Source organism: Bacillus sp. AK25 (genome assembly GCF_048270685.1).
Classification (GTDB): Bacteria; Bacillota; Bacilli; order Bacillales; family Bacillaceae; genus Bacillus; species Bacillus altitudinis.
In genome coordinates this window covers 2,928,361-2,953,981 of the sequence record NZ_JBLUWC010000001.1, presented here as the reverse complement: position 1 = coordinate 2,953,981, position 25,621 = coordinate 2,928,361, and the positions used below count along the sequence as shown (strand labels likewise).

At 42.0% G+C, this 25,621-nt stretch carries 20 protein-coding genes; 19 read left to right on the top strand and 1 reads right to left on the bottom strand.

What is annotated here, in order from left to right:
* The first annotated feature begins 66 nt into the window (after positions 1-66).
* Positions 67-1,476, top strand: coding sequence for an amino acid permease (locus ACNO7B_RS15415; protein ID WP_025207968.1), 1,410 nt, complete (start codon positions 67-69; stop codon positions 1,474-1,476).
* A 37-nt stretch (positions 1,477-1,513) separates the two neighbouring features.
* On the opposite strand, the gene ACNO7B_RS15410 is transcribed toward ACNO7B_RS15415, so the two are convergent.
* Positions 1,514-2,452, bottom strand: coding sequence for an ABC transporter substrate-binding protein (locus tag ACNO7B_RS15410; RefSeq protein ID WP_058213612.1), 939 nt, complete (start codon positions 2,450-2,452; stop codon positions 1,514-1,516).
* A gap of 259 nt (positions 2,453-2,711) precedes the next feature.
* On the opposite strand from ACNO7B_RS15410, the gene ACNO7B_RS15405 reads away from it, so the two are divergent.
* From ACNO7B_RS15405 to ACNO7B_RS15320, 18 genes are all read left to right on the top strand, one after another.
* Complete coding sequence (locus ACNO7B_RS15405; RefSeq protein ID WP_008347113.1) at positions 2,712-3,764, top strand: FecCD family ABC transporter permease; 1,053 nt, start codon at positions 2,712-2,714, stop codon at positions 3,762-3,764.
* On the top strand, positions 3,765-4,787 hold the full coding sequence (locus ACNO7B_RS15400) for a FecCD family ABC transporter permease (RefSeq protein WP_142155976.1): 1,023 nt from the start codon (positions 3,765-3,767) through the stop codon (positions 4,785-4,787). It abuts the gene before it with no gap.
* Positions 4,788-4,808: 21 nt separating this feature from the next.
* A complete protein-coding gene (locus ACNO7B_RS15395) occupies positions 4,809-5,624 on the top strand; it encodes an ABC transporter ATP-binding protein (protein ID WP_007500265.1) in 816 nt (271 codons plus the stop codon).
* A gap of 178 nt (positions 5,625-5,802) precedes the next feature.
* The gene (locus tag ACNO7B_RS15390) at positions 5,803-6,525 is read left to right on the top strand and encodes a response regulator transcription factor (protein ID WP_017359250.1); all 723 of its coding nucleotides are present in this window, start codon (positions 5,803-5,805) and stop codon (positions 6,523-6,525) included.
* A 3-nt stretch (positions 6,526-6,528) separates the two neighbouring features.
* Positions 6,529-8,283, top strand: coding sequence for a sensor histidine kinase (locus ACNO7B_RS15385; RefSeq protein WP_417901677.1), 1,755 nt, complete (start codon positions 6,529-6,531; stop codon positions 8,281-8,283).
* Positions 8,284-8,419: 136 nt separating this feature from the next.
* Complete coding sequence (gene uxaC / locus ACNO7B_RS15380) at positions 8,420-9,856, top strand: glucuronate isomerase (RefSeq protein ID WP_125589658.1); 1,437 nt, start codon at positions 8,420-8,422, stop codon at positions 9,854-9,856.
* Between the two features lie 67 nt (positions 9,857-9,923).
* On the top strand, positions 9,924-10,934 hold the full coding sequence (locus ACNO7B_RS15375; RefSeq protein ID WP_125589660.1) for a substrate-binding domain-containing protein: 1,011 nt from the start codon (positions 9,924-9,926) through the stop codon (positions 10,932-10,934).
* Positions 10,935-10,991: 57 nt separating this feature from the next.
* Positions 10,992-12,443, top strand: coding sequence for a tagaturonate reductase (locus ACNO7B_RS15370; protein ID WP_417901676.1), 1,452 nt, complete (start codon positions 10,992-10,994; stop codon positions 12,441-12,443).
* Positions 12,440-13,933: a UxaA family hydrolase gene (locus ACNO7B_RS15365; protein ID WP_268449746.1), complete on the top strand. Its 1,494-nt coding sequence runs from the start codon at positions 12,440-12,442 to the stop codon at positions 13,931-13,933. Before ACNO7B_RS15370 ends, ACNO7B_RS15365 begins: the two co-directional genes overlap by 4 nt.
* A gap of 20 nt (positions 13,934-13,953) precedes the next feature.
* Complete coding sequence (locus ACNO7B_RS15360) at positions 13,954-15,345, top strand: glycoside hydrolase family 28 protein (RefSeq protein WP_417901675.1); 1,392 nt, start codon at positions 13,954-13,956, stop codon at positions 15,343-15,345.
* Positions 15,346-15,516: 171 nt separating this feature from the next.
* Positions 15,517-16,467 carry an ABC transporter substrate-binding protein gene (locus ACNO7B_RS15355; protein WP_417901674.1) on the top strand — a complete coding sequence of 317 codons (951 nt, stop codon included), beginning with the start codon at positions 15,517-15,519 and terminating at the stop codon, positions 16,465-16,467.
* The gene (locus ACNO7B_RS15350) at positions 16,433-17,491 is read left to right on the top strand and encodes a FecCD family ABC transporter permease (protein ID WP_417901673.1); all 1,059 of its coding nucleotides are present in this window, start codon (positions 16,433-16,435) and stop codon (positions 17,489-17,491) included. Before ACNO7B_RS15355 ends, ACNO7B_RS15350 begins: the two co-directional genes overlap by 35 nt.
* Entirely contained in the window at positions 17,488-18,774 is a 1,287-nt protein-coding gene (locus tag ACNO7B_RS15345; protein ID WP_410684529.1) for a heme ABC transporter ATP-binding protein, read from the top strand. The genes ACNO7B_RS15350 and ACNO7B_RS15345 overlap by 4 nt, the downstream gene beginning before the upstream one ends.
* Positions 18,775-18,952: 178 nt before the next feature.
* Entirely contained in the window at positions 18,953-19,855 is a 903-nt protein-coding gene (gene dapA, locus ACNO7B_RS15340; RefSeq protein WP_417901672.1) for a 4-hydroxy-tetrahydrodipicolinate synthase, read from the top strand.
* Between the two features lie 4 nt (positions 19,856-19,859).
* Positions 19,860-21,032, top strand: coding sequence for an iron-containing alcohol dehydrogenase (locus ACNO7B_RS15335; protein WP_417901671.1), 1,173 nt, complete (start codon positions 19,860-19,862; stop codon positions 21,030-21,032).
* Positions 21,033-21,103: 71 nt separating this feature from the next.
* Entirely contained in the window at positions 21,104-22,507 is a 1,404-nt protein-coding gene (locus ACNO7B_RS15330; RefSeq protein ID WP_065461051.1) for a sodium:solute symporter family protein, read from the top strand.
* Positions 22,507-23,682: a sialidase family protein gene (locus ACNO7B_RS15325; RefSeq protein ID WP_417901670.1), complete on the top strand. Its 1,176-nt coding sequence runs from the start codon at positions 22,507-22,509 to the stop codon at positions 23,680-23,682. The genes ACNO7B_RS15330 and ACNO7B_RS15325 overlap by 1 nt, the downstream gene beginning before the upstream one ends.
* 146 nt (positions 23,683-23,828) lie before the next feature.
* On the top strand, positions 23,829-25,613 hold the full coding sequence (locus ACNO7B_RS15320) for a PrpR N-terminal domain-containing protein (protein WP_417901669.1): 1,785 nt from the start codon (positions 23,829-23,831) through the stop codon (positions 25,611-25,613).
* The last annotated feature ends 8 nt before the right edge of the window (positions 25,614-25,621 follow it).

The window sequence follows — 25,621 nt, the reverse complement described above, 5'->3', positions numbered from 1 at the left end:
TTCACAAATATATCAATGAAGATACTGCCGGGTCTGGTCCAAAGTGAATATAACGGAGGTACGAAAATGGAACAGACAAAAAAATGGGGTTTTTGGTTATTGACGGCTTTTGTCGTCGGAAATATGGTAGGTTCAGGCATCTTTATGCTGCCTAGTACACTTGCCCAGCATGCAAGTCCTTTAGGTGTGACGATGGCATGGCTTGTCACAGGTGGCGGCGTACTGATGATTGCCTTTGTGTTTGGACATTTGTCCATTCATAAACCGCAGCTAACAGCTGGACCACAAAGCTATGCAAGAGCGCTTTTTAAAGATCCGAAAAAAGGAAAAGCAGCCGGTTTTACAATGGTTTGGGGATATTGGGTGGCAAGCTGGATTAGTAATGTCGCCATTATCACAAGCCTAGCTGGTTATTTAACAACCTTTTTCCCAATTTTAACCGTGAAAACGGAGGTCTTTACTTTTGGAAAAGAAGCGATCACACTTGGTCAGCTCACAACGTTTATCGTATGTACAATCCTTCTATGGGGGACTCATACGATTTTAATTACAAGCTTAAGCGCAGCAAGTAAGCTGAACTTTATTACGACCTTTTCAAAGGTGCTTGGATTCGTCCTTTTTATTGTCGCAGGCTTATTTGCATTCCAAACAGCATTATTTGAACATTATTACTTCCCTGTTGAAGCAGCAAGTGGTGAAGGAGTGCTCGGACTTGGAGGCCAAATTCATCATGCAGCCATTTCCACACTATGGGCATTTATCGGCATCGAATCTGCTGTCATTTTATCAGGAAGAGCTTCCTCGCAGCGTGATGTCAAACGTGCGACGATTACAGGACTTTTAATAGCACTGTCTATTTATATGATTATTACCTTGATTACAATGGGCGTTCTGCCGCATGATCAATTGCAAGGTTCTGATAAACCATTCGTAGACGTGCTTCAGCTCATTATCGGACCGGCTGGCGGCATTGTCATGGCACTTCTTGCGATCATTTGTTTATTTGGTTCGATGCTTGGCTGGATTTTGCTTGGTTCTGAAGTCCCTTATCAAGCAGCAAAAGCTGGCGATTTCCCAGCAGTGTTTGCGAAAACAAACAAAAAAGGCAGTCCTGTTTTTGCTTTGACTGTCACAAATATCATGTCACAGCTGTTTATTTTCTCAGTCATGTCACGTACGATTAATGAAGCCTTTACTTTCTTAACAACATCAGCGACACTTGCGTATCTCATTCCGTATATCGTGTCGTCGATCTACAGCTTTAAGGTCATCATGCAAGGTGACACATATGAGCTCCAAAAAGGAAACCGGACAAGAGACGGGATCATTGCGCTTGTGGCTATGGGGTATTCTGCTTGGGTCATTATTTCAGGTACAGCTGATTTAAAAACATTTGGTCTTGGTATTGGATTGTTCTTAGTTGGCATTTTACTCTACCCATTCATGTCCAAAAAATTTGCCAAAGGTACAGTTTAAAAAATACGTTTCTCCAGCATTGGAGAAACGTATTTTTTTATGAGGCAGATGTTAATCGATCCACAATAAATTCGAGCTGACCTTCTAGTGACACAGGGTCATTAAAGAAGTAACCGACTGTATCTGTTTCAAATACGCGTTTGTTTTGCACAGCAGGAAGTGATGCCCAGATGCTGCTTTTATACACTTGATCGCCATTACTTTTTGAACCGCTCCATGGGCTTGTGAAAATATAATCGCCTGCAAATTCTGGAAGCTTTTCAAGAGAAATGTTTGCATAACCGACACCACTGTCGATGGCTTCTTTTTGGACAGCCTTCGGAGCTTTTAATTTCAGCTCGTCATAAATGATTTCACCACCGCGTGCAAAAGTGTTACCGAAAATGTAAATGCCCTTATCGAATGGTGATACGATCGAAACGGTTTTGTTTCCTACAGCTTTTGTTACTTTTGGTTTCACTTCAGCAATTTTGGCATCCCATTTTGTGATCCAATCCGTTGCTTTTTTTGATGTGCCTGTCATTTTACCGAATTCTTTTAGCTGGTCTTTAAACGAATATTGATTGTATTGAATGGCAACTGTAGGGGCAATTTTTTTGTATTGATCAAATTTCTCATCTTCTCCCCAAGCAATGATCATATCCGGCTTCAAAGAGGCTACTTTCTCAACAGAGGGGGATTTTCCAATATTTTTCACTCCGTCTGTTTTTCCTTTATAGAAAGGGTTTTTAAAGATGGGCGCAGTGGCAGCAATTGGGGTTTTGCCGAGTGTGACGAGATCCCCGTAATAGCTTTCCGCCAGAAGCACAATTCGTTGTGGGTTTTGAGGCAGTTTCACTTCACCCTTTACATCTTGATAGGTGATCGTGGCATTTTTTTTGGCTCCCGATTCTTTATTGGAAGTGCTGCCGCAAGCAGCAGTAAAAATCATAAGGGTCATGAAGAAAATCAAAAGAAGTCCAGTTCGTTTTTTCACAAAAGTTCGCTCCTATTCAATTGCTTATGATAATGATTCTCATTCGCGATTATATCTTAACATGATAGAAGAAAAAATGCATCGGCTATTTTATGACCAAAATGAAAATGGTGAAATTCTCCCGGTTTTTTGATGAAAATAAAGAAATTTATCAGAACAAGGATTTCAAAACGTGAAGAAAGTGATATACTAGACTCCGAGATTGATAATCATTATCACTAATAACGAATAGATATGAACGGAAAGGAAGAGACTGGTTTTGGGCTCACAATCGAATAAACAGCTGTCAGCTAAAGATGATGCGATAGATATTGTGACAAAGCCTTTTGGTACAGCAGCTGTTGTCATCATAGGAATCATTGCTTTAGCATTTGGTCTTTTTTTATCAGTATCGCTAGGAGCGGCAAACATTCATTTACACACGGTATGGGAAGCCGTCTTTCATTTTGATTCACAACAAACCTCACATCAAATCATTAGGGAACTGAGGTTACCGCGTACAGTTGGTGCCGCACTTGTTGGTGCCTTTTTAGCAGTATCGGGTGCCATCATGCAAGGCATGACAAGAAATGCGCTTGCGTCTCCTGAAATCATGGGTGTGACAAATGGCTCTGCATTTGCGATTGCCATTGCATTTGCTTTTTTCCCAGGCCAATCTTCTTTTACATTAATTCTTTGGTCATTTTTGGGTGCAGCACTTGGCGCCTCTATTGTATTTGGGGTTGGAACCCTTTCAAAAGGAGGACTTACTCCTGTGAAGCTCGCATTAGCCGGTACGGCTGTTGGCGCACTTTTAAGCTCAATCTCCTCAGCGATTGCCATTCGATTTGACGTCGCGCAAGATATGAGTTTTTGGTACGCAGGTGGTGTGGCTGGTGTGAATTGGAGCAATATTAAGATCATCATTCCAGTTGCGGCTGTAGGACTGATCATCGCAATGATTCTTGCCCGCTCCATCACGGTTTTAAGCTTAGGTGATGAATTAGCAAAAGGGCTTGGACAATATACACGAACAGTCAAGGTACTTGGCATATTGGTCGTGATCCTTTTAACAGGTGCAGCCGTGTCAGTTGCAGGTTCTATTGGCTTTATCGGGCTTGTGATTCCTCATGTTACGCGTTTCTTGGTCGGCGTTGACTATCGCTGGATTATTCCTTGCTCAGCTATTTTAGGGGCTATTTTGCTCATTTATGCAGACATTGCGGCAAGGCTTGTCAATGCGCCGTTTGAAACGCCAGTTGGTGCCATTACAGCCATTATAGGCGTTCCTTTCTTCTTATATTTAGCGAGACGTGAAAGGAGCGGAATTTAAATGGAAATGGTGCAGCAGGCAAAGAAAAAGAAATACAAACGAACGATGCTCATGATCTTTTTAGCGATCGTGGCTGTGTTCATGATTAGTTTAAATACCGGAGAGATTCGGATTTCTCCAATGGATACATTCAAAACATTTTTTGGACTCGGAAGTGAAATGGATGAGCTTGTATTATTCGAGTTCAGACTACCAAGGATGGTCATCGCTTTACTTGTTGGCGCTTCTATCGCTGTATCAGGTGCCATTTGGCAAGGTGTTTCTCAAAATGGTTTAGCTGATCCCGGCATTTTAGGTGTAAATGCGGGTGCAGGCTTTGCGGTGGTTTTGTTTATCTTTGCCTTTCAGGGCTCGATGTCGAACTTAGGTGATTTTTCGATATTTGTACTGCCGCTTTTCGCTTTCGTAGGTGCCGCCTTTGCTGCATTTCTCATTTATGTGCTAGCGTGGAAAAAGGGCATTACACCTGTTCGATTGATTTTAACTGGTATTGGGATCAATGCTGCATTTTCAGCAGCGATTGTGGTTATTCAATTAAAGATGAGCCCAAATGATTTTAACCAAGCCATTGTATGGCTGTCAGGAAGTATTTGGGGCTCAAGTTGGACATATGTCTTATCAGTCGTGCCGTGGATGCTGATTTTTCTTGTATTAGCGATGGTGAGGGCACGCTACTTAAATATCATGAATTTGGGTGATCAGATATCTTATGGCTTAGGGATTTCAGTTCATAAAGAAAGAAGTTTTCTCATGCTGATTGCAGTTGCATTAGCCGGTGCAAGTGTCGCTGTTGCAGGGAGTATATCGTTCCTAGGATTAGCGGCACCACACCTCGCAAGAAAGCTAGTTGGTCCGAAACATCAAGGAATGATCCCGGCGTCCGCTATGATTGGTGCACTGCTGTTATTACTTGCAGATACACTTGGGCGTGTCATACTTGCTCCATCAGAGGTGCCCGTTGGACTTGTCGTTTCTGCTTTAGGCGCACCTTACTTCATTTACTTATTGATGAAAACGAACTAATGAGGAAGGAGAGTATAACAGATGAATTCACTAGAAACAGAAAAGCTTTGTATTGGCTATCATGACCGTTTGATTGTAGACGATTTAAATATCAGCATCCCAAAAGGCAAGGTGACGACATTAATTGGACCGAATGGGTGCGGGAAGTCAACGATTTTAAAAACAATGTCTCGTATTATGAAGTCCCATCAAGGTGCTGTTTATTTAAATGGCCAGGCGATCCATCAAACACCAACAAAAGAAATTTCAAAACAAATGGCCATTTTACCGCAGACGCCTGAGGCACCAAGTGGTCTGACCGTTTATGAGCTTGTGTCATATGGACGTTTCCCGCATCAAAATGGATTTGGCCGTTTATCAAATGAGGACAAACGAATCATCAGATGGGCACTTGAGGAGACGGGAATGATTGCATTTCATGACCGGCCAATTGAAGCACTCTCCGGTGGACAGCGTCAGCGGGTATGGATTGCGATGGCACTCGCTCAGGAAACAGAGCTGCTTTTATTAGACGAACCAACGACGTATTTAGATCTTGCTCATCAGCTGGAGATCCTTCAGCTATTAGAACGCTTAAACAGAGAGCAGGGCAGAACGGTGCTGATGGTGATTCATGACCTGAATCATGCTGCACGCTTTTCGCATTACATGATTGCCCTCAATCAAGGGAAAGTCATTAAAGAGGGTACACCTCATGAGGTCATGACAAAAGAGGTACTCAGTCAGGTGTTCCACATCGATGCAGAAATTGTTCTTGATCCGAGAACGAATAAGCCGATCTGTTTAACATATGACTTAATGAATCATGAAAGAAAACTTGAAGCTGTGAACGGATAATAGATGGACAAAAAACTCGGTATGTATGACCGGGTTTTTTTGCATTTTTTGATATTACCTTGTTATGCCATTTTCTCCAGTTGATCTTTTTTCGCTTTTATGCAGAAAAGAGGTACTTTTTTACTTTGGACAATGGTAATATACGGTTAGAGATCATAGCTAGAAAGGAAAGAGATGCGTGGAAACAGCAAAAATATTGATTGCAGATGACGAAGAAGCAATTGTAAAAATGGTTGAACGCGTATTAAAAAAAGAAGGGTTTCAACATATTTATAAGGCCTATCATGCAGATGAAGCATTAGATATTGTCAAAAACGAGGACATCCACCTCTTACTTCTAGATGTGATGATGCCCGGTAAGTCTGGCTTTGATGTTCTGCCTGACATCAGGAAAATGACGAAGGCACCAATTTTCTATTTAACAGCAAGAACGTCTGATGTAGACAAATTGACTGGATTTGCACAAGGTGCAGACGATTACATCACAAAGCCATTTAATCCGTTAGAGCTAGTAGCTAGAATTAAGGCGCACTTAAACCGAACATATATCTCCTTACAGGAGGAGCAGGAAGAAGCGCACAGTCAATATGAATATGCTCATTTCTCGTACCATCCTCATGCAGCAGAGTTGAAAGTAAGGGGAAAGGTGACGGCTTGCTCAGCTCAACTTTTGTCCTTGCTGAAGTATTTTTGTGATCATCCGAATGTGGTACTTTCAAAAGATCAAATCTATGAGAAAGTATGGGGTGTACCGTCATATGGTGACAACAACACCGTCATGGTTCATATCCGAAAGCTGAGAGAAAAAATAGAGTTAGATCCAAGTCAGCCTGAATATATTGTGACGATCCGTGGTATGGGCTATAAGTTCATTCCCCAACCTGTGAAGGTTCTTCAATAGTTTATGAATTTACGAACAAAACTTTTCTTTCACTTTGTCGGACAAATGTTTATTGTCATCGTCATTCTGACGATCGGGCAAACATTCTCTGAAAATCTTTATTTTCAAAAGCGCTATGAGAATATGACTGAAACTGGTTTAACGAAGGCAGATGGAGATACACTCATGAGCTGGCTTTATTTTAACGAGGATGGAAAAATGGAAGCCGATGATCAGCTCAAACAAGCAGTGGAAAAACGTGATGGCTGGCTACAAGTGATTGATTCCAAAAAACACAACGTCTATAGCTATCAACTCCCTAAAAACATTCCAACATCTTATCAAAAGGATGAAATGATCAAAATCTTTGAAAAAAGACAATTTAAAGATTACAAGATGTACTTCTGGCCAATTGAGATTGATCAAGAAAGCTTTATCGTCTTATATGGATTTAAAACGAACAGCACAAAGGTAGCCAATTATCTCAAGCAGCATGAGAAAAATCTAGCTGCATTGTCTCAATATTCGGTTGAAACAAAAGAATTTTTGAAAAGAATGAATGGATCGGTGCATCTGTTTAATGAAGAAGGAAAATACTTAAAAGGTATCCGAGCCAAAAGTAATTTGAAAAATAACGTAACGGATGTTGAACTGCTCAAGTATCAATCGAAGCCTTGGGAGTTTAGAAGCGACCTGTCTTATATCAAAGTGAATAAGGATCTGTATATGATTGTTTCGGTGCCAAACAAAGTATACAGCCCAGACGAGCTTTATGATAAGGAGACAGAGGCTTTAAACCAATATACAACGCTCTTGATTGCAGGTCTTGCGCTCACGATTATTATCGTTATGACTTTATGGTACTCGTATCGCTATGGGCTACCAATCTATCACATTATCCGCTGGCTGATTTTCTTATCAAGAAATAAATTGCAGGAGCCAACAAATAGAAAAGGTATTCCAGTAAGTAAAAATAAAAAGGGCCGTATTAAGCGGGAGTACAGGCTGTTTGAGGATATCCTCAAAACAATGGATCAGCTCACCAATACGTTAAAAGAGAATGAAGCAAACCGAAGAAAAATTCAAACCACAAGGGAAGAATGGATCGCAGGGCTGTCTCATGATCTAAAAACGCCTCTTAGCACGATTTACGGCTATGGATTAATGCTAGAATCAGATCAATACCAATGGTCCAAGGAAGAAGTCATGGAAATGGGACAAGTCATTCGTGAGAAATCAGAATACATGTCGACATTGATTGAGGATTTAAACCTCACGTATCGATTGAAAAATGGTGCATTGCCTATTAATCGAAAACCTGTTGAACTTGGTGAATTTTTAGCCTCCATTATGGACGAGTTTTCAAGAAGCACGCTTTCAGAAGATTATTTATCATCCTTTGAAAATCAAACAGAGGGTGTCATGTTTGAGATCGATAAAGCCTGGTTTAGACGAGTCATTGAGAACCTGCTGGCGAACGCAGTGAAGCATAACCAGAAAGGTACTCTTATTCAAGCTGTTCTATCTGAAACAAATGATGAAGTTCGAATCGAAATGAAAGATAACGGACGCGGAATGGCGCAAGAAACGGTGGATCATTTATTTAATCGTTACTATAGAGGGACAAATACGAATGATCCAACAAATGGAACAGGATTAGGACTGGCGATTGCAAAAGAGCTTGTCTTGCTGCACGATGGCGATATTCAAGTAGAAAGTGAATTAGGTCAAGGAACAACTATTGCGATTATCCTAAAGAAAACACCATCTGTAAAATAACCAAAAAACGATTTTCTTTTCTAAAGGAGATCGTTTTTTCTTGTTTTAGGATTGAAATCAATTTTGTAAACGATTACAATAAAATTGTTAACGTGAACAAATTGATTTTCATCATTATAAGAGATGGGGGAGTTTGATGAAAGCCTTTTTAGATGAGCAGTTTTTATTAAACAGTCAAACGGCGGAAAAGCTATACCATGAGTTTGCAAAGAACCTTCCGATTATTGATTACCATTGTCATTTAAGTCCAAAAGAAATCTATGAAAATAAAACGTTCCAAAATATAACCGAAGCATGGCTTTACGGAGATCATTACAAATGGCGCGCCATGAGAGCAAATGGGATACCTGAAACACATATCACAGGAGATGCCTCAGATTATGAGAAATTTTTAGCATGGGCGAAAACCGTTCCGATGACGATTGGAAATCCTCTCTATCACTGGACCCATCTAGAGCTAAGACGATATTTTGATGTCGAAGAACTTTTGAATGAAGAAAGCGCAGACATCATCTGGAAAAAAGTAAATGAAAAGTTGCAAGGAGACGGATTTGGTGCGAGAGATTTCATTGTGAAATCAAATGTTGAAACGGTTGTGACGACAGACGATCCGGTTGATTCGTTGATTTATCACCAACAACTGCGGGAAGAAGGCTTTTCTGTGCAAGTGCTGCCTGGGTTTCGGCCAGATAAGGCATTAGATGTCACAAATGACTTGTTTATCGAGTATGTTCATCAGCTGGCGGAGGTTTCATCTATCCCGATTGAATCCTATCAAGACTTCATAAAAGCACTTCATATGCGAATCGATTTCTTTCATGAACAGGGCTGTTTGATTTCAGATCATGCCATCAACGAAATGACGTACGAAGACACGACGGAAGAAGAAGCTACGATCATTTTTCATAAAAGAATGTCTGGACATCCATTGACGGAAAAGGAGAAGGTTCAATTTAAAACGCACACATTCATTGAACTAGGTCAGGCATATGCTCAGCGGGGATGGGCGATGCAGCTTCATATCAATGCGCTCAGAAACAACAACTCGAAAATGTTTAAGCGACTTGGACCAGATACCGGATATGATGCAATGAATGATGAAGACATTGCAAAACCTCTTTGCCGCGTATTAGATCGGTTAGAACAAGCACATGCATTGCCAAAAACCATCCTCTATTCCTTGAATCCAAGGGACAATGTGGTGATTTCAACGATAGCTGGAAGTTTTCAAGATGGAAAGACTCCTGGGAAAATGCAGCATGGAACCGCTTGGTGGTTTAATGATACAAAGCAGGGAATGACAGAGCAGATGATGGCACTTTCCAGTATCGGACTGATCAGCCGATTTATTGGGATGCTGACAGATTCACGAAGCTTCCTGTCTTACACAAGACATGAATATTTCCGTAGACTGTTATGTGACATCATTGGAGATTGGGTGGAAAAAGGTGAAGCGCCTAATGATCTCAATTTGCTAGGGGGAATGGTAAAAGGAATCAGCTATGAAAATGCAAAGCAGTATTTTCAATTTGAACGGGCAAATGAGCTATCGCATAAAAGCAAGATGATATGAACAAAAAGCAAGAATATGAAAGCGTTTTTATGATAAGATGATAAAAAATCATAAAAGGCGGAATAGCATGACAGTCACAATCAAAGATATAGCAAAATTGGCAAACGTTTCTCATACCACAGTATCAAGGGCTTTGAATAACAGTCCTTTTATTAAAGAGAAAACAAAACAAAACATCTTGTCGATTGCAAAACAGCTGAATTACTCACCGAATGTCCATGCCAGAGGCCTTGTCTCGCAAAAATCATTTACAATTGGTCTGTTTTTTACGAGTTTAACAGAAGGCACATCCTCAAGTTTCTTTGTTGATGCATTAAAAGGCGTCAACAGTGTGATAACAGAAAACTATCATTTGGTTGTAAGAGGAATTGACGATTTTCATGATTACACAACCATTCATAAACAGCGGTATGATGGTATTTTGCTCATGAGCCAAAGCGAGCATGATGAAGCGTTTATCCATCATGTGAAAAAACAGGGCATTCCCATTATTGTACTGAATCGCCGTGTAGAAAGTAATCAAGTGATGAATATATTAGCGGATGATGGTGAAGGGGCATACCAAGCTGCACACTATTTCATTCAGCAGGGGCATAAACAAATTGCCATTATTGAAGGGAAAGAAGGATTTAAATCCACACAAGAAAGAAAAGCTGGTTTTCTGCAAGCACTCATTGACCATCATGTACCCATGAAGAAAGAATACATGATCACAGGCGACTATCATATGAAGAGCGGCTATGAATCAATGGAAGCCTTACTCACTCTTGATGTTCCGCCAACTGCCCTTTTTTGCTCAAACGATGATATGGCGATTGGTGCGATGAATGCATTGTTTGCAAAAGGTAAAAGGTGTCCTGATGATCTCTCTATTATTGGTTTTGATGATATTTCATTTTCATCTTATACAACGCCTGCCCTTACAACAGTCAAAAAGCCAATTGAAAAAATGTGTGCGCTTGGAGCAGAAGCCATTCTTTCAGTCATCAACGGTGAAAAGCAAGAAGACGATCATCTGGAAAAAGTGTATGTCCACACAGAGCTGATGATTAGAGATTCAGTAAAAAAGGTGCAGTAATCAGCATCTTTTAAATAAAAATGTTCACGTGTGCAAAAATGCGAGGAGGAAAAGCGTTTGAGACGATTATCCAAAGATGTGTACCCAGTGGCTGAATATCCTGAAACCATTCTACAAATTGGCGAAGGGAACTTTATGCGGGGATTTATAAATTGGCAGATCCAGAAGCTAAACGACTGTACAGATTTTAAAGGAAGAGCAGTGGTTGTTCCTCCTCGAAAAGGATCAGTGACTGCTCTAAATGAACAAGATGGTTTGTACACTTTATGTATTCAAGGATTTCATGACCAAAAAGAAATGAACGAACGGATCGTCATTCAATCCATCAGCAGGGGAATCAGCACATATACAGATTATGAAGCCTTTTTACATGTAGCGGAAAGTCCTGATGTGCGCTTTGTCTTTTCTAATACAACAGAGGCAGGACTTGTGTTAAGAAAAGAGGACCGATTAGAAGATCGGCCGCAAGTAAGTTTTCCAGGAAAGCTGACAGCCTTCTTGTATCACCGCTTCAAAGCTTTTTCTGGAGATGAGAAAAAGGGCTTGATCATTTTACCTTGTGAATTGATTGAACAAAACGGTGATCGATTAAGAGAATATGTGATCACAATGGCAGCTGAGTGGAATCTTCCGCCTGATTTTGTGGCTTGGGTCAAGGAAGCCAACACGTTCTGTAATACGTTAGTTGATCGGATTGTCCCAGGATTTTCTCAGAAAGCAGCGGAGACTGTTCAAAAAGAAGAGGGGTATATCGATGAATTGCTTGTCACGGCAGAATATTATCACCTGTTTGTCATTGAAGCACCTGCGTTTGTTCAAAAAGAGCTTCCTTTTCAAGAAGCAGGGTTAAACGTACTTTTTGTGGATGATATCGCTCCCTATCGTATGAGCAAGGTTCGCATTTTAAACGGTGCGCATACAGCGATGGTGCCGATTGCATATGCATGTGGCTTGGATACTGTCAAAAAAGCGGTGGATGATGAGCATGTTGGTGTGTTCATTCGCCGCATGCTTGAGGAGGAAGTGCTACCAAGTTTGCCACTTCCTGAAGAAGAGCTTCTTCTTTATACACAATCCGTTTGGGATCGATTCTGCAACCCTTTTGTCAAACATCAATTACTCGATATTGCCTTAAATGGTGTATCTAAATTTCGGGCGCGTATTCTCCCGTCTCTTCTAGATTATATAGAGCTAAAAAAACAGTTGCCTACGAAGCTTATGTTCTCACTGAGCAGTTTGATTTATTTTTATCAAGTCCATGCAGATCAAATAAAGGATGATGAGTCTGTGATGACATTCATGAAGGAAGCATGGGAGGAAGTGGACCATTCCTATGAATTAAGGGTCGATCAACTTCTTTCAAACGAAGTTTTATGGGGGATGGATTTGACGAAGATCGTAGGGCTGAAGGATGCAGTAGCCGAGCAACTCACCTGCATACATGAAAATGGCATGAGAGCTGCTGTTCACCAAATACTTCAATATGAAAGTCAGGGGGAGAAGGCATGAGGGACTTTGTTGTGATTCATCCTTCAGATAATGTTGGTATCGCTTTAAAAGTGCTTGAGCAAGGCGAAGAGCTTCAGCACCAAGGTCATACAATCATTTTAAAAGAAACCGTTGCTAAAGGTCATAAATTTGCATTGGTTGAGATCAAAGAAAAAGAGAATATCATCAAATATGGCTACCCCATTGGTCATGCAGCCACTAAGATTTCTGCTGGAGAATGGGTGCATACGCACAATATCAAAACGAATTTATCAGGTAAGCTCGATTACGAATACCGACCTTCTTTAACAGAAAACCCCTATGAAAAAACGAATCTGACATTCAAAGGGTATAAAAGAAAAAATGGCGCAAGTGGTATACGAAATGAGCTTTGGATTGTCCCAACAGTTGGGTGTGTCAATGGCATTGCCGATCAAATCATTCAAATATTTACCGCTGAAATGGGTGGAGACATCCATCCTTTTGAAACGGCTCTCGTATTAAAGCACAATTATGGGTGCTCACAGCTTGGGGATGATCATGAAAACACAAAAACCATTCTTCAAAATGCCGTAAAGCACCCAAATGCTGGAGGGGTTCTCGTTCTAGGTCTCGGCTGTGAAAACAATGACATTGAGGATTTTAAAGCTACATTAGGGGAGTATGACCAGACGAGGGTGAAATTTTTAAGAAGCCAAGAAGTAGGGGATGAGATTGAGACAGGTGTTGCTTTGCTCAAGGAAATTTATGACGCAGCGAAAGAAGATCAGCGTGAAGACATTCCGTTATCTGAGCTGAAAATTGGCTTGAAATGCGGAGGATCAGATGGGTTTTCAGGCATTACCGCAAATCCACTTTTAGGCAGACTGTCCGATTTTATTGTGGCTCAAGGAGGGACCACCGTCTTAACAGAAGTGCCGGAAATGTTCGGGGCTGAAACGATCTTAATGGAGAGAGCGGAATCAAAAGCGACATTCGACAATATTGTGCAGATGATCAATGATTTTAAACAATACTTTATGGATCATCGACAGCCAGTATATGAAAATCCTTCCCCGGGAAATAAAGCAGGAGGAATTTCGACATTAGAAGATAAATCACTCGGCTGCACACAAAAAGCGGGTACTTCCGTTATAAAGGATGTTTTAACATACGGGGAGCTGCTAAAACGAAAAGGATTGAATTTATTAAGTGCGCCTGGGAATGATTTGGTTGCTTCATCTGCTCTCGCAGCGTCTGGCTGTCAGCTCGTCCTCTTTACAACAGGCAGAGGCACACCGTTTGGCACATTTGTTCCAACGATGAAGGTATCGACCAATACCGCTTTATATGAAACAAAAAAACATTGGATCGACTTTAATGCGGGGGAATTGCTTGAAGATGTACCAGAAGATGTGGTGCTAGAGAAATTCATTGCCACGGTGATTGATGTGGCGAGTGGAAAGCTGTTAAATCATGAAAAAAACAATTTTAGAGAGTTGGCTATTTTTAAAACAGGTGTGACACTTTAAGGCGTCTGGGGGATAAGGAAATGTCTAAAAAACGGAATTTGATGTATGTGACAGCAGGAACAGTACTAACAGGAATTGGACTCGCACGTTTAGCAAAGCAAGGGAAAAAAGACAAAGAAACAAATGGCATAGATCAGGTGTTAAAGCAGATAAAAGCACCAAAGTTCCCAGATCGTGAATTCAATGTCATTCATTATGGTGCAGATAACAAAGGGATAGAGCTTTCGACAAATGCTATTCAGTCTGCCATCGATGATGCACATCGTTTGAAAGGAGGGCGTGTGCTGATTCCTGAAGGGACATTTTTGACAGGCGCTTTAGAATTGAAAAGCAATGTAGAGCTTCATCTTCATGAAAACGCCTATGTGGCCTTTAGCCAAGATACACGTGATTATCTCCCGCTTGTTCTAACAAGATATGAAGGCATTGAGCTCTATAATTATTCACCACTTATTTATGCCCATCATGCAGAAAACATCGCGATTACAGGAGCAGGCACGCTGGACGGGAGAGGGGATGAACACCACTGGTGGCCTTGGAAGTATGGAACAAATGGTCAACCCTCTCAAGATCGGGATCGTCAGCTTCTTTTTGAAATGGCTGAAAAAAGAATACCAGTGGAAGAAAGAGTGTTTGGCGAAGGACATTATTTAAGATCAAGCTTTATCCAGCCATACAATTGCCAAAACATTCTCATTGAAGGAGTAACCGTAAAGGATTCACCGATGTGGCAAGTCCATCCGGTGTTAAGTGAAAACGTCATCGTCCGCGGGGTGAATATCATCGGTCATGGCCCAAATACAGATGGTGTGAATCCAGAGTCGTGCCGACATGTGCTCATTGAAGATTGTTATTTTGATAATGGCGATGATTGTATTGCGATTAAATCGGGCAGAAATGAGGACGGCCGGAGAATCGGTGTTCCATCTGAAAACATCGTCATTCGTAGAAATACGATGCGTGATGGTCATGGCGGAGTAACGATCGGGAGTGAAATCTCTGGAGGCGTCAAGTATGTATATGCAGAGGATAATGTCATGGACAGTCCGAACCTCGACAGGGCATTGCGCATTAAGACCAACTCTGTCAGGGGCGGTACCATTGAACACATCTATTTTAAAAACAATCTAGTGAAAAGCTTAAAGCATGAGGTGGTCTGTATCGACATGATGTATGAGGAAGGGGATGCCGGTCCGCATAGGCCTGTAGTTCGTCATATTGAAGTAGAAGGGTTAAAAAGCAGCGGAGGGCGATATGGTGTCAAGATCGCCGCATACTCACATTCCCCGGTCACACACTTTAAAATGAAAGACTGTGTCATTGACGATGTCACGTACCCTCTTTCATTAGAACATGCAGTATCTCCTTCATTTCAGAAAGTTGTCATTAATGGTGAACATATCAACCAATAGCGGAAGTGAAAACAGCCACGTCAAAGGCTGTTTTTCTTTTATAAGGACAGACAAGACGTATTCGGAATCACATATACAACCTATCTGCACTGTAGTATAATATTCCCGAAATTAGAAAAGAATTGACGAAAGAGATGACGTCAAGCAGTACATAAAGCAGGGGGTTTATTGATGAAGAAGTTAACTGGTATTTGGCTATCATTGTTACTTGTGATCGGTGTTTTAGCAGGGTGTGCAGGTGCGGAAACGGACCAAAAAACAAACAGTTCAAAGCCTAAAGAGACAGCGGCTGCGGCATTTCCTGTATCCATCAAAGATGCAGCTGGTAAAACAGTTGAAATCAAAGAACAGCCTAAACGAATTGTTTCGTTAATTCCAAGTAATACAGAGGTTGCCTATGCCCTTGGTCTTGGAGATAAAATCGTTGGTAGATCAGACTTTGACAACTATCCAAAGGAAGTAGAAAAGGTCGAGAAGATTGGCGGTCTTGATTTCAATGTAGAGAAGGTTATTTCCTTAAAACCTGATCTTGTCTTAGCACATGCATCACAAATGAGCTCAAAAGACGGATTTAAACAGCTTGAAGATGCAGGTATTCAAGTGCTGACTGTTAATGATGCAGCCTCTTTCAAAGATGTGTATAAGTCTATCCATATGATTGGTGAAGCAGCTGGCGTAAAAGAGGCATCAACGAAGCTTGTAGATGAGATGAAATCAAAACTGAATGACATCAAAAAACAAGCAGAATCCATCTCCAAAGACAAACAAAAAACAGTTTTTGTCGAAGTATCAGGTGCGCCTGAAATTTATACAACAGGTAAACAAACGTTTATGGACGAAATGTTGTCTGTCATTCATGCAAAAAATGCTGCTGGCGACCAAACAGGCTGGGTGCAAATGACGGAAGAATCAATTATTAAACGAAATCCTGATGCCATCGTTACGATTGATGGCGCAAGTTTAGCTGATCTGAAAAAAAGAGACGGCTGGAAGGCGGTCAAAGCAGTCAAAGAAAAACAAGTCTTTCAATTGAATACGGATCTGGCATCACGACCGGGACCGCGATTGGTTGAAGGAGTGGAGGCTCTTGCGAAAAGCATCTATCCTGACACGTTCAAATAAAATCATCATCGCATACACAGCAAGCGCTTTACTTCTTGTCGTGAGCATTGGAATGGGAATCTCATTTGGCAGCTTAGGGGTTCCCATTCCTTCTATACTTCGGATCTTTGTTCATGAAGTATTTGGAATTCAGGCCGGAACGATTGATCCAATTGACCGCAATATTATGATGAATATCCGGCTGCCGAGAGTGATATTAGCGGCGTTAGTCGGAGCAGCTCTGGCGTTATCTGGTGCAGCCTTTCAAGGTTTATTAAAAAATCCTCTCGCTGACCCTTATACACTTGGGGTATCTCAAGGGGCATCTGTGGGGGCTGTAGCCACATTGTTTTTCAGTTTGCAGTTTCCCTTGCTTGGCAGTTTTACACTGCCTTTTTTGAGTATGACAACAGCGCTTGTCACACTATGTCTCGTCCTCTTTTTTGCCCGTATGGTTCACCGAGGAATGAGCATTTCTTCTTTAATTTTGACGGGGGTCATCTTTAGCTCTTTTTTAGGAGCCCTCATTTCATTAATGATTGCGTTAACAGGTGATGATTTAAAAGAGATTATTCATTGGCTTCTAGGCAGTGTGTCTATGAGAGGTTGGCGATATATTGCTCTTTTCCTTCCTTTTTTCCTCATTGGTACATTTGCACTGATCTTGATGGGAAGAGATTTAAATGTGATGACATATGGCGAAGAAAAGGCAAAACTGTTAGGGGTGCATGTGAAACGGAGCAAATATGTGGTGTTGCTTGCTGGTTCGATTCTGACTGGCAGTGCGGTGGCTGTGTCAGGAACGATCGGATTTGTAGGACTGGTGATTCCACATTTTATCCGTCTTTTATCCATTACGGATCATCGTCATTTGCTGCCTTTGTCGATGCTGAATGGTGCTTCCTTTCTCGTTTTAGCAGATGTGCTCTCCCGTACGATCATTGAACCGACTGAATTGCCTATTGGCATCATTACGGCGTTAATTGGTGCTCCTGTCTTTGGCATCATCCTCATCCGCAGATATAGAGGAGGGACGCATCTATGATTCAAGTGAAGGAAGTTAGAGGAGGATATGGTGAAAAAGAGGTCATTCACGGCGTGAGTTTTGAAGTGGAGCGAGGGGAATTCCTCGGCATTCTTGGTCCAAATGGGAGCGGTAAGACGACACTGCTTAAAATGATCGCAGGTATTTTAGCACCTGAGAGCGGCCAAGTAACACTAAGTGGTCATCCAGTTCAATCCTACCGGGCAAAGGCACTTGCGCAAAAATTGGCGGTTCTCCCCCAGAAGACCGATCAAGCCTTTTCATTTACAGTGGAAGAAACGGTCCAGTTTGGGCGTTATCCCTATCAGAAAGGGTGGCTACAATCTGTTACAAAAGGAGATATCGAGATTGTCAGCAAGGTGATGGACCAAACAGATATTGCTCAATTTAAGAATCAATCCATCCATGAGTTAAGCGGTGGAGAACAGCAGCGGGTTTACTTAGCTCAAGCGCTGGCTCAGTGCCCTGACTATTTATTGCTGGATGAACCAACCAGTTTTCTTGATTTAGCTTATCAAAAAGAGTTACTCGATTTGATTAAACAAGAGACCACTTCCTCTAACTTAACGGTGATCGGTGTGTTTCATGATGTGAACATTGCCAGCTTGTATTGTGACCGTTTGCTTTTGCTGAATGAAGGAAAGACGGACATGCTGGGAGAACCGCATCATGTGTTGACCACCGAACGGGTGAACCGGGTGTATGAAACAAATGTAACACCTCTCCAACATCCACTGCGGGCAAACCCTCAGCTGGTAATTGAACCTGCGTCCATCTCTGAACATTCAAGGTTGAACTTAGCAGATGGGTGGAAAACATATGGCGCAAACGGAATGACATTTTCTACTCATCAGCCATTGCGTATCCTTTCATCACATGAGAAAAGTGGGGGTTTCTTTTGGACACGGTCCCTTGGAACGGGAACTGAAGCACTCCATGACATGCTGGATGATGAGGAAGGGTACTTCTTTCTTGGTCAATCTGATGGGCCGAAGCAATACGCCGCTGAAGATGACGAGGAAGATGTCCTTCTTTATGGGATGCATCAAGAAGGAGAGCTGTCCGTTTGGCTTGTGCTGAAAGGAACGATATCAGATGGTGCGTCTGTCCAGCTAATGGGCGAGCTGATGCACTTCATCAAACAAGAGATAAGTATCCAGGTACATCATCTTTGTATCGCTGCTGCCAATGCAGAAGAAAAGGAGCATACTGCTCATTTACATGAAAGAGTCAGACTGAAAGTGAAGCATCTTCTTCATACATTAAATGCAATGAAAAAGTGAACCGGCTGGTTCACTTTTTTGTTGAAAACATCAACATCTACTTATGTCATCCACTGAATATTTGAAAAAAACGAAAAATATGTTGCTAAATAAATCATATTGCTTTTATAATAAGAATAATGAAAGCGTTTTAATAATTAATTGTTTAAAAATGCAACAATCGGAAGGGGAGGATCATTTGAACATTCAAGGAATCATTCCAGCTATTTTGACACCGCTTACAGAAGAAGAGCATTTTCATCCAGAAGTGACAAAGCAACTTATTGATCATTTAATCGACTCAGGTGTGCACGGCATCTTTGCTTTAGGGACAAACGGCGAATTTCATTTGTTTTCAGAGGAAGAAAAGCTTCAAATTGCTGAAACTGTTGTAAAGGCTGCGGGCGGCAGGGTGCCTGTATACATGGGAGCAGGTGAGAATAGCACTGATGCAACCATTAAGCTGTCAAACAAGTTCGCAGATTTAGGCGTAGATGTCTTGTCGGTTATCACCCCTTATTTTGTTGCGCCATCACAAGAGGAGCTGTATGAGCATTTTCGTGATATTTCAGAAAATGTGACCATCCCCATCTTACTTTATAACATTCCATCAAGAACAGGTGTGTCACTTGCGCCAGAGACGGTTGCAAGGCTCAGCGTCCTACCGAATGTGTTAGGTATTAAAGACAGTAGTGGAGATATTGCCAATATCAAAGCGTATCTCGATGTCACAAAGGATGAAGAGTTTGTCGTGCTTGCAGGAACGGATTCCCTCATTTTAGAGACATTGAAGTTAGGCGGAACAGGTGCAGTGGCGGCAACGGCAAATGTGCTTCCCAAAACCGTCGTTGGCATTTATGAATCGTTTCAGCAAGGAAATCTTGACCAAAGTGAGCAATGTCAGCAGCAGCTGCAGCCGTTAAGAGCGACATTCACATTAGGAACGTTACCAGCACCTTTGAAAAAAGCAGCTGAACTTTCAGGGATTCCTGTAGGTCCGCCAAAAAGCCCGGTCAAAGCATTATCCGGCGAGGCTTTAGAAGCTGTGGCGAACATGATGGAGAATTATCGGATACAAGCAAAAGCAGCAAAGGAGTCGTGAAGAGATGACAATATCACATTATCACTTTCAAACGGCATCACACATTGTTTCTGGCGCCCACTCTCTAGAGCTCCTTGGGGAGAAACTAGAGCTATTAGGACTAAGTAAGTTGAGATCGATCTTTATTTTAACGCAGCCATCCATCGTATCTCTTGGTTACGCAGATCAAATCAAAACAGAACTTGCAAAAAAAGGGATTGCGAGTGAGATCAGCACAGAGATTAAGCCTGAACCAACGGAAGAAAATATCGAGGACGTATTCCAGATATTTTTAAAAGGGGAGCATGAAGCCATTATTGGGATTGGTGGCGGGAGTGTGCTGGATGCGGCTAAAATATTAGCTGTTCTAAAGACGAATGATCAGCCAATTTCTGATCTCGTTGGCACGAACCTTGTTAAAAAAAGAGGAGTTCCAACGATTCTCATTCCAACAACCTCAGGTACGGGATCAGAAGTGACACCAAACGCGATTGTTACCTTTCCGGAAAAAGAATTAAAAATTGGCATGGTCAGCCCATACCTTTTGCCTGATCTTGTGATCTTAGATCCCGCACTGACACTCAAATTGCCAAAAGCCATTACCGCAGCTACAGGGATGGATGCTTTTACGCATGCGCTTGAATCGTATATTTCAAATAAAGCCAATCCATTTAGTGATATGTTTGCACTCGAATCGATGAGGCTCATTTCAGGAAGTATTCAGGAGGCCTATCATCACGGGGATAACATGACAGCAAGGGAAGATATGCTGGTTGGTGCCATGTATGGCGGGATGGCGCTCACAAGTGCTGGAACCGCTGCTGTTCATGCAATGGCTTATCCGTTAGGGGGGAAATACAAGATTTCACACGGTGTCGCTAATTCCATGCTGCTTCCTCATGTTACGGCGTTTAATGCAGACCATATCAAAGATTGTCTTGAAGATATTGCTAGAGTGATAGGGATCGAAGAGAAAGGCTCAAAGCATACGCTTGCAGAGCAAGTGATTCGTCAAATTGAAGTGTGGACAGCGGATTTACACATTCCTCAACAACTCAAAGCCTTCGGTGTGTCAAAAGAAGATGTGCCGGCACTTGCTGAAGCTGCTTCGGAGGTGAAAAGATTAATGGATAACAACCCGAAGCCGATGTCTGTCTCTGATATTGAACAGATCTACATGAAACTGCTCCACGTTTAACACTTCATACGTCACTGGGATGGGACATGAGAAGTTGCTTCATACGGCTTGCACACAAAGGGGGATTTTAAGTGAATGTCTTAAGCAGTTCTGTCATCACATTTATTTTAATCGTCATTATTCTCTATATTCTGTTTACGACCTGGCTGACGATGCGTTTCCGCAGTAAGTCTAACTCAGAATTTAACAATGCCGCTAAGTCACTTCCAGCTATTGTGGTCGGTATTTTGTTAATGAGTGAATTCATTGGGACGAAGTCAACTGTCGGAACAGCTGAATCTGCTTTTACACATGGGCTTTCCGCTTCATGGTCTATTATCACAGTTGCTATTGCCTTTTTTATTTTTTCCTTTTTCTTAGTGGGAAAGTTTTATCGAACAGGACAATACACGATTTCAGGTATTATTGATCAAAAATTTGGGAAATCAACAAAGCTTGTTGTCTCTGTCATTATGATTGCAGCCCTGCTCTTAGTGAATCTAGGAAACTATTTAAGTGGTTCAGCTGCCATTGCATCCATTCTTGGCCTTCCTTTAATGACCTGTGCCATCATCACGGCGGTTGTGAGTACATTTTATTTTACTTTCGGAGGAATGAAGGGGGTTGCATGGGTCACGATCCTTCATTCAATTGTGAAGTATGCGGGGATTTTAATTACACTAGGGGTAGCCCTTTATTTAACAAAAGGCTTTGAGCCAATGAAACAAACATTACCCGACCATTTCTTTACATGGGATGGGACCATCGGTTGGGGAACGATTGGAGCTTGGTTTATAGGAAACATGGGGGCCATTTTTGCGACGCAGTTTATCATTCAAGCGATCACCTCGTCGAAAAGTGAGCGAGAAGCGAAAAAATCGACCCTGTATGCAGCACTCCTTTGTTTGCCGCTTGCCATTGCGATCGGGATCATCGGTGTCTCAGCCCGTTATTTGTATCCAGACATTGACCCTATTTATGCTTTCCCTGTCTTTTTACAGCATATGAATCCGATTTTGAGCGCTATTGTGGCAACATCGCTTGTCGCATCCATTTTTGTTGGTGTCTCGACGGTTGCACTTGCTACAACCACGTTGATTATTGATGACTTTTATGTACCGAAAAAGAAACCATCACCAGAGCAGCGTATGAAGGTGACTCGGTATGTAGCTGTCATGGTTGGGATTGTGCCGCTTGTGGGGGTCGCACTTGCACCAGAGTTGCTGTCACTTTCCTTTTTTACACGAGCACTTCGAACATCGATTGCAGTTGTAGCAGCAATGGGCTTTTACTTGCCATACTTTAATTCAAATAGAGGAGCAACCATTGGTCTTGCCGCTTCAGGCATCGCCACGACGGTGTGGTATTTACTCGATAATCCATTTGGAATCGATAATATGTATGTGGCCATTATCATTCCTTTCCTAGTTCTGGTGATGGATCGATGGATCAGCCCGCCAGCTAAAAAGGATCAATCATTGAAAGGAGAATTATGATGACAAATGAAGACATCATGATCAAAATAGATGGAAAATTGCGACAAAATGAACAAGACGCAGCAAGAAAAGAAGCCTTTCTACCAACAGATTGCGTGCAAAACCATGCGGCTAATCTCATCGAGCTGGATAATGGAGATTTGCTGTGTGTATGGTTTGGCGGTACGCAAGAAGGAATTCCTGATATCTCTATCTATATGTCAAGGCTCAAGCAAGGAAGTAATCAATGGACGAAGGCTGTGAAGCTGTCTGATGATTCTACAAGATCTGAACAAAATCCAGTTCTTTTTCAAGAGAAAGATGGCAGGCTGTGGCTGCTTTATACCGCACAACTTTCTGGCAATCAAGATACAGCTCTTGTGAGATATCGTTTATCGGAGGATAGAGGAGAGACTTGGGGAGAGATTGGTACTTTATTTGATCAGCCGGGGACGTTTATACGACAGCCTATTGTTGTATTGGATAATGATGATTGGCTCCTTCCGGTGTTCTATTGTAAAACGATTCCTGGTGTAAAATGGACAGGAAACCGTGATGTCAGTGCTGTGAAGATTTCCTCAGATCAAGGGAAGACCTGGGAAGAGGTCACTGTGCCCAACAGTACTGGCTGTGTTCATATGAATATCGGAAAATGTGCGGATGGTTCCCTGCTTGCCCTCTTTAGAAGCCGGTTTGCTGATTCGATTTATATGAGCCGTTCAGTGGATCATGGACGGACATGGTCTGAGCCAAGAGCAACAGAGCTGCCAAACAATAACTCATCCATTCAATTTACGGTGCTCCATAATGGTCATCTTGCCCTCGTTTATAACCATATCAACGCGGATGATCAAACAGAAAGAAGAGCGTCCTTGTATGATGAAATTGAGGATGAAGGCGATACACGAACGGCTGTTGATACAGAGGCGCGTCCAGCCTTTTGGGGAACACCGCGTGCGCCAATGACACTTGCCATCTCGACGGATGACGGTGCGACATGGCCCGTCAGACGTAACCTTGAAATTGGCGATGGATATGCCATGACAAACAACTCAAAGGACAAATTGAATCGAGAGTATTCCTATCCATCCATCACAGAAGGAAAAGATGGTAGTCTGCACATTGCGTTTACTTTTTACCGGCAGGCCATCAAGTATGTGTGTGTGTGTGAAGAATGGACTCATCACACGTCTTAACCGCAAGGGATCAGTGTTTCCGTGAATTGTAACCCTCATTTTCTTCATTTATAATTGATGTTTGGAGGGTTGTCTCAATTTGCTAACATTTGGACTCCCTCAACGTATGTCTCACGATGAAGAGATAAAAAATGGGGGTCCTTTTCATGAATATAAAAGTATTAGGTATTGCGCCGTATAAAGGATTAGGCGATGTATTAATCGACCTTGCCAAAGACGAAAAAAGCATCACATTCCAGCTTGAAGTCGGAGATCTTAGGTCTGGTGTTGCACTGGCAGAACAGGCCGAGGCTCAAGGAATGGATATTATTATGAGCCGCGGGGGGACAGCTGCGCTTATTCAAAAACATGTCAACATTCCAGTGGTGGATATCCCTGTGTCAGGCTACGACTTGCTTCGTGCCCTCACGCTGATTAAAGATTACCAAGGGAAAAAAGCAGTAGTTGGATTTGAAAATATTACACAAGGTGTACGCACTATTGGAGAGTTATACGGGATCAAAATTGATATTTATACGATACAGCAAGAGGAAGAAGTGTGGGATCTATTACAGCAGTTACAGGAGCAAGGGACACAGGTTGTACTGGGTGATGTGATTACAGATAAAGCGGCCAAGGAGTTGGGGATGCAAAGCATGCTCATTACCTCAGGACGTGAATCTGTCAAAGAAGCGTTTCATCAAGCAAAACAAATGTACCGTTTATATAAAGAGGCGACAGCTGAGCAGCGCCTCTTTCGTGAAATGATTGACCAAGAGTCAAAAGGGATGCTGATCATTGATCAGCACAATCAGCTTTATTTTATCAATCAGCAAATGAAAGAATGGACAGAAAAAGGGTTATTTGCACCGTTTACGTCTCATGTTGATGTGATGGATTGGTGCCCGGCGCTTGAACCAGCAGTAAAAGCAGTTCGAGAAGGAAAACAAAATGGATATTCTCAAATCTCCTTTCAGCAGCAAGTGTGGCATGTCAAAGGAAGCTTATTATCTAAAGGTGAGCTACTTTTGACGATTGAGAAGCCTTCTGCTGTGATTAATAGGGAGGGGCAGCGTATATGGACGCTGGCTGCACCTGTTCATTCAGCACATCCATTTGCTCTTTTTACTGAGCAGAGTTCAAATATGAAAGATGTGATTAAAAGGGCAAAGGCGTTCAGCCAAACAGATCGATCGATTTGTCTCTATGGTGAACAAGGAACTGGTAAATCAAGCCTTGCTTTTGCTATTCACCAAATGAGCGAGAGGAAAAATGAGAGCTTTATGACGGTGCATTGCAGCCGTTTGACTGAATTAGATGATGTAAACATAATTCCGGTGCATCAAAAAGGGACGATCTTTCTGAAGGATATTGATCGTGTCCCAATGGCTATGCAGCCCATTATGGCCGAGCAGCTTATTCATCATCAGCAGAACATTCGCTGGATGGCTGCATCTACGGTTGATTTGTTCAAATTGATGCAATCTGGGGCGTTTCATGAAGACCTATATACGTGTTTGCAGGAGCTCGTCATTCATGTCCCGCCGTTATCTGAACGGGCAGAAGATATTGAGGATATGAGCCGGTTATTTATAGCTGAATTAAATTCTCTTTATGGGACTCAGGTTGTTGGGCTGTCAGCAGATGTGATTGCAGCCTTTCAAAACGAGCGATTTAGAGAAAATGTCCGGCAGTTCAAGCGGATTATGGAGGAACTGGTGCTGACAACAAAAAGTGGATATATCACGTTGAGTAAAGCAAAGCCGGCAATTGAGCAACTTGCTTCTGAGAATGAAGAAAAACAGCTGTCCAGCTATTTACATGGCACGCTTGACGAGATTGAAAGACGAATCATTCGGACGGTACTGGAAGAAGAAAATATGAATCAATCAAAAGCAGCAAAGCGGCTGAATATTAACCGCACGACGCTGTGGAGAAAGTTAAAGGAATAATATGCAAT

Coding starts and splice junctions, on each gene's coding strand:
- ACNO7B_RS15415 (WP_025207968.1), top strand. CDS start 67: ATGGAACAGACAAAAAAATGGGGTTTTTGGTTATTGACGGCTTTTGTC.
- ACNO7B_RS15400 (WP_142155976.1), top strand. CDS start 3,765: ATGGAAATGGTGCAGCAGGCAAAGAAAAAGAAATACAAACGAACGATG.
- ACNO7B_RS15395 (WP_007500265.1), top strand. CDS start 4,809: ATGAATTCACTAGAAACAGAAAAGCTTTGTATTGGCTATCATGACCGT.
- ACNO7B_RS15385 (WP_417901677.1), top strand. CDS start 6,529: ATGAATTTACGAACAAAACTTTTCTTTCACTTTGTCGGACAAATGTTT.
- uxaC (WP_125589658.1), top strand. CDS start 8,420: ATGAAAGCCTTTTTAGATGAGCAGTTTTTATTAAACAGTCAAACGGCG.
- ACNO7B_RS15375 (WP_125589660.1), top strand. CDS start 9,924: ATGACAGTCACAATCAAAGATATAGCAAAATTGGCAAACGTTTCTCAT.
- ACNO7B_RS15365 (WP_268449746.1), top strand. CDS start 12,440: ATGAGGGACTTTGTTGTGATTCATCCTTCAGATAATGTTGGTATCGCT.
- ACNO7B_RS15360 (WP_417901675.1), top strand. CDS start 13,954: ATGTCTAAAAAACGGAATTTGATGTATGTGACAGCAGGAACAGTACTA.
- ACNO7B_RS15355 (WP_417901674.1), top strand. CDS start 15,517: ATGAAGAAGTTAACTGGTATTTGGCTATCATTGTTACTTGTGATCGGT.
- ACNO7B_RS15345 (WP_410684529.1), top strand. CDS start 17,488: ATGATTCAAGTGAAGGAAGTTAGAGGAGGATATGGTGAAAAAGAGGTC.
- ACNO7B_RS15335 (WP_417901671.1), top strand. CDS start 19,860: ATGACAATATCACATTATCACTTTCAAACGGCATCACACATTGTTTCT.
- ACNO7B_RS15325 (WP_417901670.1), top strand. CDS start 22,507: ATGACAAATGAAGACATCATGATCAAAATAGATGGAAAATTGCGACAA.
- ACNO7B_RS15320 (WP_417901669.1), top strand. CDS start 23,829: ATGAATATAAAAGTATTAGGTATTGCGCCGTATAAAGGATTAGGCGAT.